This window comes from Microcoleus sp. Pol12B3 (assembly GCF_036701355.1).
Classification (GTDB): Bacteria; Cyanobacteriota; Cyanobacteriia; order Cyanobacteriales; family Microcoleaceae; genus Microcoleus.
This window is the reverse complement of the sequence record NZ_JAUBQS010000025.1, coordinates 84,558-96,285: the sequence shown is the minus strand read 5'-3', so window position 1 is coordinate 96,285 and position 11,728 is coordinate 84,558. Positions and strand designations below refer to the sequence as shown.

Below are 11,728 nucleotides of genomic sequence, written 5' to 3'. Positions count from 1 at the left end.
AATCACCAAATCCGATTAGCAATTCTGAAGGCTCAACCGCCTCTATTTTCTCCATCCTTTACATAAAAGCACTACCATTTATTCGATGATAGCGAGTTTGAGTGGGTGTGGCGAGAACACTTAAAAACATCTGTCAGTTCGGAACTGGGTCAGATTTTAGATAAAATGATACAACCTGCTATTAAAAAACGTTATCAATCTGCTACTGAAGTTTTGCAGGATCTGGGTACTCGATCACCTCAATTATCAGCTCAAACACCTCCACCCGCAACGCCACCAGACTCGCTTAAATCAGCGCAGGGTGTTGACTATACTCGTCTCCGGGATTTGTTGGTCACAGGGGAGTGGAAAGAGGGGGATAGGGAAACATTCAAGGTGATGTTAAAAGCTGCTAGACGGGAGAAGGAAGGTTGGTTCGATACGAACTCGATCGAGAATTTTCCTGGCGATGATTTGCGGACGATCGACCAATTGTGGGTAAAATACAGTCAGGGTCACTTTGGCTTTAGCGTCCAGAAAAAAATCTGGTTAGAAATAGGCGGTAAAGTTGATTATGACACTGAATGCAAGCTAGGCGATCGTGTGGGTTGGAGAAAGAGGAGAAAGGGGAGGAAAGGTTGGTTGGAGTACGATGATTTAACCTTTAATCTAGAAGCACCACGGGGGCACCTCCCGTCGTGTGCGCGTGTGTTTGCGTGGGGGGGAGAAGGATTGGGTTGGGTTGTTGGGGTGTTGGGGTGGTTGGGGTTGGTTGTCTGGTTCTCTCTTCTCTCGCATCGAGAGCTGTAAGGTGTAATCTATAGCGATTTCAGCCCTTGGTTGGTTTGCCAGAACGCAGCAAGTTGCAATCTGCGGAGTTGATTTATTGTCCGAGTTGCGGCGCGAAGAATGTTTCGACCAATAAGTTTTGTCCTGAGTGCGGGACAAAAGTTTAAGGGATGAAAGTAGGGACACGGCATTGCCCGTAGGTGTCAACAATCGCCTGAAAACAATTGTATCTCTGGTCGATCGCCGAGTCCCAATCCCCCTGGCATCCTTAAGAAGCTACCCTGTATACACAAGTCCGAAATCTGCGAACGCAATTCCTGAAACCCAAGTCTCGCATGAATCTCAGAAAGAAAGCTTATTTTCATAAATTTTAAGTTATTGATTCGGCAAAACTAGCAATCCAGGTGCTAGGAAACAGGGTTTCTACAATATGGGTCAGCGATCGACTTGTGTGTACGCAGTAGCCTCATAGAGGGGTAGCTAACCCGCATTTAGTATAAATAATATTTTTTTAATATTCAAATAACACTTATATGTGCAAGAATTAAAATTGTAAATCGCAAATCCGTGAAAAACGTCTAGCCGCGACGTAGCCCAACGGTTCAGATTTATAAATCACAAATTATCTGGTCATAGTAAATAGTCAAAAAAATCAAAGGGGTAACTGATGAGCAATCTTAAAGAAGCACTACCTGCCTCACAATTTCTGAAAAACAACTTGGGTATTTCCGAAATTCCGCTTGAAGCATACCTTAGCTATGGATATGCACTGCTCGCTATTGCTGGAGCTGATGGAGAGGTTTCAGAAGCCGAACTTAATTGGTTGCTAAATCATCAGCGCATGGCTGGCGCTCCTGAAGAAGTAATAGAAAAATACAAAACATTTGAATACAAAAATGCTGATTTAGAAAGCCTGCTGACCAAGATTACAGTTGATGTTTCTACTTGGTCAAAATCAAGGTCATTGTTGTATCATGCAATTCAAATGGCTCGTGCCGATGACAATTACTCACTTGAAGAGCAAAAAGCTGTAAAAAAAGCAGCTAAACTGCTGAAGGTTGAAGATGATATTGCGCTTGCTCTCCATAGGTTGATAGAAACAGAAGAAGCAGTAACGGCATTACGTAAAGCGCTACTACAAACTGAGGTTTTAGGTTAATCGAAGGGCTTTGTGTTACTTGAAAAAAGTTTAGTTGGTTTCATTAATTTTTATGGCAGTTAGATCCCGAATTATTCAATAATTCTGGGATATAACTGCTTTTTGGTGTTGTTACTTAATCGGGGTATAAAAAAATAAGTTGAAAATCCAGAAGCTTTGTGGATACAGGTTTACATGACTTGCATATTTAGCTTTTCATACCCTAAATTCAGCAACGCCTCAGCAACTACATAGCTCAACTTTAACCCCCATTTGTGACAGTTGGTCTTAGTCCTAATGCAAATAAACTTTGTGGTTTCCTCAAAATAGGAAAATTCGCGGGAGTAACAAATGAATCTTTATTTGGGAATAGATTTCGGCACCACGGGCGCCCGATCGACTGTCATAGACTCCCAGGGTACAGTACATTGTGAGACGGAATATACTTTTGCCAACAACGGCAAACAACTGCCTGAATTGCCATCGGTTTGGCAAAATGCGCTGTGGGATTTGATCGAGCAAATTCCCCCAAGAATCCGCAATCAGGTAAGGGCGATCGCCATTGACGGCACATCCTCCACTGTCATGCTGTGCAATACCGACGGTATACCAGTATGCGAACCCATTTTATACAATGATGCGCGCTGTGCAGCGGTGACAGAGAGGTTAAGGGCGATCGCCCCTGCCAACCACACAGTATTAAGCGCTACATCCAGTCTGGCAAAACTCCTGTGGTGGCAGGAGGGCGGGCTAGAAGCCCACCCCACAAAACAATTGAGCCTTTGTGGAACAGGCATCTTGCCTGTGGTTGAGAAGCTTTATTTCCTGCATCAAGCTGACTGGCTGGCTTTCCTGCTGCACGGCAAATTAGGAATTAGCGACTATCACAATGCTTTGAAACTCGGTTTCGATGTTGATACTTTGTGCTATCCGAATTGGCTGATAGAGGGAATTGCGGGCGCTGCAACTCCAGAATTGCCGCAAGTCGTCGCACCGGGCACGCCTGTGGGGGAAGTGAGAGCTCAAGTGGGCGATCGCTTCGGTTTTCCCCGCGATTGTATGGTTTGTGCTGGCACAACCGATAGCATTGCCGCATTTTTAGCAAGCGGTGTCAATTTACCAGGGGAAGCAGTAACTTCTCTCGGTTCTACACTAGCAGTTAAACTGTTAAGTCATACCCGCGTAGATGATTCTAGATACGGGATTTACAGTCATAAATTAGGCGATTTGTGGTTAGTTGGAGGTGCTTCTAATACCGGAGGTGCGGTGCTGCAGCATTTTTTTACTGATGTTGAGTTGGAGAATTATAGCACACAAATTGACCCCGCACAAGAGAGTTTGCTGGATTATTACCCATTGTTGAAAAACGGCGATCGCTTTCCGATTAACGACCCGAATTTGCCGCCCCGACTCGAACCGCGCCCAACTGATTCAGTGGAATTTCTGCACGGTTTGCTAGAAAGCATAGCGCGGATTGAAGCGCGGGGATATCAATTATTGCAAGAATTGGGTGCAACTCCTTTGACAAAAGTTTATACTGCTGGCGGCGGGGCAAAAAATGCGGTTTGGAGTGCGATTAGAAAGCGTTATTTAAAAGTCCCTGTCCAGACGCCGATTCATACTGCGGCTGCTTATGGAACGGCGTTATTAGCAATGCGAAGTTTTACAGATTAGACTTATTGCATAAATCTGGGATGGATAGGGAAACCGCAGATGTATGCAGATTAACGCAGATGCTTTGCAATATACTTTGCTAAGGGAGGTAATCTTGTTTGTTGAAGCGGTTTCAACCGCCGCAAACTCTGATATTTTTACTTACACTCGCTGCAACTTAGCTGTTCTCGGGTCAATGATTTTTCTGCCCAAACCCGAAAACTTAATTGCCAGATTAGTTTTATCGCCCGCCCCTAAAACGTGCGTAATTTCTCCAACTCCAAAAGCATGATGAAAAACCCGATCGCCCGTTTGCCAATCCGCCGATTGTCCATTGTTTCCCGCTTGAGAAGTGCCGGAATTAGCGGCAGAATTATTAGTTTTTCCCTTAGATGCGGCCGTTTTGCCTGCTGGAGTTTTCTTCGCACTTCCAGCCAGCAAATGTGTCGGCAATTCTCCTAAGAATAGCGAAGGGGTGCAGTGTTCCCGGAAACCTCCCCACAAGCGGCGTTCGCGAGTGTGGGTGAGAAATAGCAATTCCTGGGCGCGAGTGATGCCGACGTAGCACAAACGGCGTTCTTCTTCGATCGCTTTCGGGTCGTCCAAACTGCGGAAATTCGGAAATAAACCCTGTTCCATTCCGACTAAAAATACTACGGGAAACTCTAACCCTTTTGCCGAGTGCAGCGTCATCAGCGACACGCGGGAATCTTCTTCCTGCAAGTCATCTAAATCGGATGCTAAAGATGCTTTTGCTAAAAATGATGTCAGCGTCGGTTCTTCGTTTTGTTCTTCAAATTGCAGCACAGCATTGTACAATTCTCTGACGTTTTCTAGGCGATTTTCTGATTCCTCGGTTCCTTGGTTTTTCAAATCTTCAATGTAGCCTGAATCTTGGATAATTCCTTGGACAATTTGCGAAGCCGGCAGGGTTTCAACTTGCGATTGCCAACGGCCAATCATTTCGGCAAACTTAATAATAGCTTTTGCCGATCGCCCTGCGAGAGTATTGACAGAAGATTCATCGCTGAGGATTTCCCACAACGGAATGCCTAACTGAGTTGCAGCGTCTTCGATTTTGGAAAATGTGGTATCGCCAATGCCGCGGCGGGGAGTATTGATGATGCGTTTGAGGCTGACGCTATCGTCGGGATTGGCCAGCGCCCGCAGGTATGCTAGGATATCTTTGATTTCTTTGCGATCGTAAAACTTCAGCCCGCCGACAATATTGTAAGGAATATCTAAACGCATTAACGCTTCTTCAAAGGAGCGAGATTGAGCGTTTGTGCGGTAGAGAATCGCAAAGTTACTGCCGTTTTCGTATTCGGAATTTTGCCGCTTCAAGGAATGAATTTGACCCGCTACAAATTCCGCTTCATCTAATTCGTTGTCGGCGCGCCAGACAACAATCGGAGCTCCCGGTTCGCGAGTCGGGCGCAGAATTTTTTCTATGCGTTCGGTATTGTGTTCGATCAAGTGGTTCGCCACTTGCAGGATGTTTTCGCGCGATCGATAATTTTCCTCTAATTTTACCATTGTCCGAGTTTTCTCGTCTGACAAACCATCTCCGAAATCCTCTTGAAATTCCAGCAATATGGTATAATCTGCCATGCGAAAGCTGTAAATTGATTGATCGACATCGCCCACGACAAAAATCGAGCGGTTTTGCCATTTATCGAATTTTTTCGGATCGGCGTTATTTGTTACCAGCATCCGAATCAAATCGTATTGAGTGCGGTTGGTATCTTGGTATTCGTCAACTAAAATATGGCAAAACTTTTTATGCCAATAATTTAATACATTTTCGTTTTGGCTCAAAAGTTTAACGGGAACGAGGATTAAATCGTCAAAATCTAGGGCATTGTTGGCTGCTAAAGCATCTTGGTAGCGACTGTAAACATCGGCAATCACGCGACCTCGATAATCGGGTTCTGCTGCTTGGTATTCTTGAGGCGACAAGCCTTTATTTTTAGCGTTGCTGATGACATAGCGGACTTTTCGCGGGTCAAATTTCTTGTCGTCTAGATTGAGGGTTTTTGTAACAATTTGTTTGACGATACTTTGAGCATCTGATTCATCAAAAATCGAAAAGTTTTTCTGCCACTTGCGGCCTTTTTCGTCTTGGTATTTTTCAATATCGTAGCGGAGAATGCGACCGCACAAAGAGTGAAAAGTTCCCATCCAAATGTGTTTGGTAATTCTTTGGTAAATTTGCGATCGCAATTTGGTTTGTACATCCGGGGCTAAGTCTACCAAAGGTTTGCCATATTCCGCTTCAGCTTGCTGAGTTGCCAGCAATTTCTCAATTCTTTCTTTCATCTCCCTGGCGGCTTTATTGGTAAATGTCACCGCCAGAATATTTTCAGGATCGACTCGATGGGTGCGAACTAAGTTAGCAACTCGGTAAGTTAGAGCTCTGGTTTTGCCGGAACCAGCGCCCGCTACTACTAACAGCGGCCCGTTATAATGGGCGACTGCTTGGCGCTGAGATGGGTTGAGGTGGCTGAGGAAATCAGTGGTTTGAGTCATAGCTAGAAAGTTAGTTTAATTTTTTAAGGGGTAAATAATAGTTGGTATGCGATACCGCGAGTTTTTTTAAGGTAAGGTGCGCTAGGCGCACCCTATATTATAACTAGAACGGTGAATTTTTGAAGTTTAAATATTTTTTTGCCAAGCGAGTTGTTTAAGGTAAGAGGCTCGGCGCGCCCCCTACACTATAAATAGATAGGTAATTTTCTTTAACGTTTAAATATCCGCGTTAGCCACATTGCTGCTAATATTCCCAAGCCAATCCAAATGGCAATAATCACAACAGCCGCAGCCCGATTTATCGGTTTTCCTCGTTCTATTTCTGCGGCTGCTTTTTCCCGACACTCGGCTAAAACCTGTGGCGGAATCATCTTCATTACCAGCCAAATTCCCAAAGGTACAATTATCAAATCGTCCAAGTAGCCGAGAACCGGTATGAAGTCAGGAATTAAGTCGATCGGGCTAAAAGCGTAGGCCACCGTAAGCCCTGCTATAATTCTGGCGTACCAAGGTACTCTCTGGTCTGTACTGGCTAAATAAACCGCGTAAGTCTCTTTTTTGAGTCGGCGGGCAGCTTGTTTTAACGATTGCATATTTTAATTATTGACAGTCTTAAAAAAATATTTAAAATGAACTACGACTTGCGTCTGCAGTGTCAAAAACCAGGTGGGTTTCTATATTTATCATTTTTTATCGTTGCCAAACCTGTGATTTTGCCCAGAAAACCGATGTTTTAGTGGAGCGTCCTGCGGACATTATAATAACTCACAATTTCTTCAGAATTACTGACTATTTTTTTAGTTGCTAAAAATGTAACAACCCGGATATTTAGCAATTTCAGTGGGAAGGTAAAGTATAGCATCTGTTGTATGTGAGGAGAATTAAGTTTATGAATTCAAATTTGCAACGTGGCGATCGCATTAATTTCCGCAGTCTGGTAACAGCGTTGTGTCTGACCTTAACTCTCGTAAGTTTTGTGAGACTAGATCCGGCTGTCGCTCAAGAACAGCGGATCAGAACGCTGAGTGTTACTGGGCGGGGTGTGGAAGCGATTCCTACAACTCAAACACAAGTGCGGCTTGGGGTTGAGGTGCAGGGGAAAACGGCGGCCGAGGTGCAGCAGGAAGCTGCGAGACGATCGTCCGCTGTGGTAGAGTTGCTGCGATCGCGCCAAGTCGAAAAACTCGAAACTGCCGGCATCACCCTCAGCCCGACTTACAGCTACGAAAACAACCAGCAGCGCTTGACGGGCTATACGGCGACGAATACCGTCAGTTTTCGGATTAATACTGCATCTGCCGGCACTTTGCTTGACGATGCGGTGAATGCCGGAGCCACACGCATCGACGGCGTGAGTTTTGCCGCCGCCGAAAGTGCGATCGAATCTGCTCGAAAACAAGCACTCCGCAAAGCCACTCAAGATGCTCAGGCGCAAGCGGATGCAGTCTTGAGCGCCCTCAACCTCAAGCGGGGAGAGATTCTGGGCATTCAAGTCAACGGTGCGATCGCCCCGCCTCCAATGTATCGGCAATTGGCTAATGCTCGCCCTGCTGCTGCTGACGCTGCAACGCCTGTGGTAGGAGGGGAACAGCAGGTAGAAGCTTCTGTGACTTTGCAAATTGGGTATTAAAATTAAATAGTTAGGGGTTGAACCGGCTACCTCAGCTTGACCCTAACTATTTCTCGATTTATCAAGCAGCTTTTTCTACAAAAAACTTTAGCCGTTTTAACCACTTCTGCCCGTAGTCGAGCAATTGTTCGCCTCCCACACAAATATTTCCGTATCTTCGCCCCCAAGAGCCACAACAATCAAAGCCTTAACAATTTTAGCGCCAAACCAAGTTTCACTCTCAGTAAGTCTGTGGAAAAATTTATCACTATGTAAGGAAATATTAAGTGGCGCACTCTGAGTTAAAGTGTAACTGCTCACCGCAACAAAGTTGCGGTGAGCAGTTACGCCAAATGGCTACAACGTATTATGAACTATGAACGGAATCTGTCCTTTTTCAGGAGGAGAGTTCCTCTCTAAATAGACTCTCCGTTAAACCCTAGGCATCGCATTCCTCCTAAACAGAAAAGAGTGGACTCTTTTCTCAGATCCACTCTCTGTTAAACTCTCTTAGGGCTAGCTTTAACAACCTGGAGTTAAGTCCTTACTTTACCTAGTCCTTAATGATTCTCTTGTCATGAATGACAACTTTGTCCTTGAGTTTAGGACTCCCGGAGATGTGAATATCCGTATCCCTATTTTCCTCGCCGGATTCGGCTAGATATTGGGCAGATGACTTAACATCGTGCGCTGCACGTTTAGCAGATTCGGCTGCATTTTGGGCAGATGATTTAAAATCATGCGCTGCACCTTGAGGAGATGGGGTTGCATTTTGGGCAGATGACCTAAAATCAGGCACTGAAGGTTTAGCAGATCCGGCTGCATTTTGGGCAGATGACCTAAAATCAGGCACGGGAGGTTTAGCAAATTCGGCTGCATTTTGGGCAGATGACCTAAAATCATGCGCTGCACCTTGAGGAGATGGGGTTGCATTTGGGGCAGATGACTTAACTTCCTGCTTAAAATCATGCGCTGCACCTTTAGCAGATTCGGCTGCATTTTGGGCAGATGACTTAACATCATGCGCTGCACCTTTAGCAGATTCGGCTGCGCTTTGAGCTGATGACTTGATTGATTCGGCTGCACTCTTGCCAGATGACTGAAGCGATTCTGCTGCACTTTTTATAGATGGCTCAACTGCCTTGGCTGTATCTTTTACAGTCGATCTAAACTCCTTAGTTGCCTCCTCAATTTCTTGAGCTACAGCTTTGGCAGAAGGCTTAACTTCATCAGCCGTACTCTTAATAGAGTCCGCTGCACTTTGTATAGAAGGCTTGACACCTTCGACTGTCTGCTTGACTGAATCTTTTACTTCTCTAATCGTAGGTTTGACTTCCTCGGATGCACTCTTGACTGCATCTACTACAGAAGGCTTGGCTTCCCTAACTGTCTCATTGACAGATTCGGCTATACCTTTAATCGAAGGCTTAGTTTCCTCAACAGTCTCTTTGACTGCTTCTGCTGTAGCTTTGATAGATGGTTTAACTTCCTCAGCAGTTTCCTTTACTACTGTCCCTAGCTCTTCTACAGTGTGTGTAATACCGTCTGCTACAGCGTGTGCTGCATCCCCTAGATTATCTACAGCACGGTTAACAGTATCAGCAGTACCTTTACCAATCATAGCGCCAGCAACTGAGCCTGCTACAGCACCAACAATGCCTCCAGAGCGAGCACCCAATATACCACCGACTGCTGCTCCAGCTATCCTCGCACCAAGGCCTGAGCCTGATGATTGCTCTTCCTTTGATTCTGCATTTTCGTTAGTCTGAGCCTGAAGCTGCTGGTTTTTGCTATTGTCAACATTCTTTTCCTGGGAGTCACGATTGGCTTCAGGCTGGTTAAAAGGCTGCTTATTATCAGTCATAGATATGCTTGGGTATTACTACTACATTCACTAGACTAACTATTTACTTCTCATAAAATCTACTGCCTAAGAACTAGATGTGGACTGTTACTTAAGAAGTAGATTCTTAAAGGTACTGACCGCTAGCGCGGTAGCGGCTCGCAGGGTAAGCTCATCTAATTTGGTATAAATTGTACTTGACAAAAAGGGCAAGATATAAAGGAATATCCTGTTAATAGCGGTTCTTTTGAAGCCATTTGAGATATTCCGATGGACAGACAACGAGCGATGGATAGACAACGAGCGATGGACAGATAACGGGCGAAAATAACTCATGTATACAGAGTTGTTAAGAGATTAACTCTTTATATGTAAAACTAAGGAATGTTTATTAAGTCTCTCTTGTGATTGCAGGTATAAATGCTTAATAAACATTGAAATAAAAAACTGATTTTCGATTATAAATTAATGTTTAAAAACAATAAAAATACATCTTTATAAAAACTTATTATAATAATGATTGAATTAACAGATTCGTTTTGTAGACGTTGCTGATTTACGATAAGAAAGGCTAAATATGCAAGTCAGAGAAACCAGTATCCACAAAGATTCGGGATTTTCAACTAATTTTTTTCATACCCTGATTAAGCAAGGTCAGATTTTGGAGTGATCTAACTCCCGATGAGAGCTTTTTGAACAGCAACTTAACCGCTGTAGCCACCAGAGGCGATCGCACTTACGTGTAATTGGGCATAAGTTCGATCGCCCCCAACAAACTCAGCACAATCCAATTACTACCGGATCAGCGCTCAAAGTACCCGATATCGACTACAGTAAACACAAAATATTATTGGCGGTGATTTGAGTGATTGAGACTTTAGCAACAGGAATCGCAGCAGCCGGTTCGCTGCTAGCATTGGGCGGATTAGGCCTAGAGTTGAACTATCGCCGGACTGGAAGTGCAAATAAACTAGAACTAACAGCCGGAGAATGGCACTTAGCCATCTCGGAACCCAACCGCTATCTTTTAGTCGGGGAAATGGAGTTCCGCAACCTGACACAGCGCTTTGAGATTATGTTGCCGGAAGTCCGGGCGCAGGTGAAACTGCTATCAGACGGAAGTTTGGATGGCGTTACTTCCCAGACAAAGGTGATTCCTTGCCACAAAGAGGCAGCAGCCAGAGCAGACGATTACTGGTTCGGCTATATTGTTAAAGCCCAAAAAACCACGAAAATTAAAGTTTCTGTAGACATTCAAGGGCAAGATTTAACCAAATTGCAGTCAGCTTGGGTGCAAGTACACTTCGTCACCTACGGCCCGGGCGGGCGCATCCCCAAAGTCCGTAACGTAGTAGTCCCGCTGCAATTTCCCAACTCGGACACCGTACCCATCGCCAGAAATGTCGGAGTTGCAGAAGTCTTGCCGATTCGCACTCACATACTGGCGGAATTGGACAATCCAGTCGAAATTGTCAAGCGGTACGTGCTGCCGCGCGCCCAGAAAGGCGATATTGTCGCCTTGGCAGAAACTCCCCTAGCTTTGATGCAGGGACGCTACCGCCATCCCAGCGAAGTCAAACCTGGATGGGCGGCAAAGCGAGTGTGTTTGTTTTTCTTGCCCACGTCGAGTTTGGCCACGGCTTGCGGAATGCAAACGTTGGTTGATGTAGTCGGCCCTTGGCGCGTAATAGCGGCATTTGCGATCGGCGCTGTGGCTAAAATATTTGGCAAACCGGGAGTTTTTTACCAACTTGCAGGGGAACAAGCAAGGCTGATCGACGATGTTACCGGGACTTTGCCTCCCTTCGACCAATTTATTGTCCTCGGCCCGGACAATCCCCAGCAAGTTGTAGAAGAAATTCAACGAGAAACCGGACTTGCGGCGGCGATCGTAGACGCTAATGACTTGAAAGCAGTTAAGATATTAGCAGCGACCTCCGATTTATCGGTAACATTCTTAGAGCAAGCCTTGCGAAGCAACCCCGCCGGGAATGGTGACGAGCGCACACCAGTCGTTGTAATTCGACCTCTGCCACAAAAATCTTGAGTTGAAAACAGAAAATTAAAAATTCAAAAAGATGATTTGAAATTTTTAATTTTCGATCGCGCAAGAAAGGGAGAAGAATCAAAAGTTATAAGTTTTGAACTCAAAATTTACCCATTCAAAACTCAAAACTTCTCTAACTCT

The 11,728-nt window shown here is 45.0% G+C and carries 9 protein-coding genes; 6 read left to right on the top strand and 3 right to left on the bottom strand.

Translation table 11 applies throughout. The features are described 5' to 3' along the window. Positions 1-165: 165 nt before the first annotated feature. The 4 genes from QUA53_RS14880 to QUA53_RS14865 all read left to right on the top strand — a co-directional run bounded on the left by QUA53_RS14880 (position 166) and on the right by QUA53_RS14865 (position 3,580). Positions 166-789 carry a GUN4 domain-containing protein gene (locus QUA53_RS14880; protein ID WP_333248933.1) on the top strand — a complete coding sequence of 208 codons (624 nt, stop codon included), beginning with the start codon at positions 166-168 and terminating at the stop codon, positions 787-789. 26 nt (positions 790-815) lie between these two features. Further along, positions 816-935, top strand: a complete 120-nt coding sequence (locus QUA53_RS14875) for a zinc-ribbon domain-containing protein (protein WP_445305237.1) — start codon at positions 816-818, stop codon at positions 933-935. 500 nt (positions 936-1,435) lie between these two features. Then, positions 1,436-1,927: a TerB family tellurite resistance protein gene (locus tag QUA53_RS14870; protein WP_172190982.1), complete on the top strand. Its 492-nt coding sequence runs from the start codon at positions 1,436-1,438 to the stop codon at positions 1,925-1,927. Positions 1,928-2,257: 330 nt separating this feature from the next. Next, positions 2,258-3,580 (top strand): FGGY-family carbohydrate kinase, encoded by a 1,323-nt coding sequence (locus tag QUA53_RS14865; protein ID WP_333097962.1) that lies wholly within the window; start codon positions 2,258-2,260, stop codon positions 3,578-3,580. Between the two features lie 141 nt (positions 3,581-3,721). Here the strand turns inward: QUA53_RS14865 and pcrA are convergent, their stop codons facing one another. Both pcrA and QUA53_RS14855 read right to left on the bottom strand, forming a co-directional pair. Then, positions 3,722-6,088, bottom strand: a complete 2,367-nt coding sequence (gene pcrA, locus QUA53_RS14860) for a DNA helicase PcrA (RefSeq protein ID WP_333097964.1) — start codon at positions 6,086-6,088, stop codon at positions 3,722-3,724. A gap of 209 nt (positions 6,089-6,297) precedes the next feature. Beyond that, entirely contained in the window at positions 6,298-6,681 is a 384-nt protein-coding gene (locus tag QUA53_RS14855) for a YkvA family protein (RefSeq protein WP_333097965.1), read from the bottom strand. Between the two features lie 296 nt (positions 6,682-6,977). Here QUA53_RS14855 and QUA53_RS14850 point away from each other — a divergent pair, with 296 nt between their 5' ends. After that, positions 6,978-7,718: an SIMPL domain-containing protein gene (locus tag QUA53_RS14850; RefSeq protein WP_333097967.1), complete on the top strand. Its 741-nt coding sequence runs from the start codon at positions 6,978-6,980 to the stop codon at positions 7,716-7,718. A gap of 532 nt (positions 7,719-8,250) precedes the next feature. Here the strand turns inward: QUA53_RS14850 and QUA53_RS14845 are convergent. Next, complete coding sequence (locus QUA53_RS14845) at positions 8,251-9,561, bottom strand: hypothetical protein (RefSeq protein ID WP_333097968.1); 1,311 nt, start codon at positions 9,559-9,561, stop codon at positions 8,251-8,253. A gap of 844 nt (positions 9,562-10,405) precedes the next feature. Between QUA53_RS14845 and QUA53_RS14840 the strand changes: the two genes are divergently transcribed. Beyond that, positions 10,406-11,587 (top strand): F420-0:Gamma-glutamyl ligase, encoded by a 1,182-nt coding sequence (locus tag QUA53_RS14840; protein ID WP_333097970.1) that lies wholly within the window; start codon positions 10,406-10,408, stop codon positions 11,585-11,587. Positions 11,588-11,728: the final 141 nt, after the last annotated feature.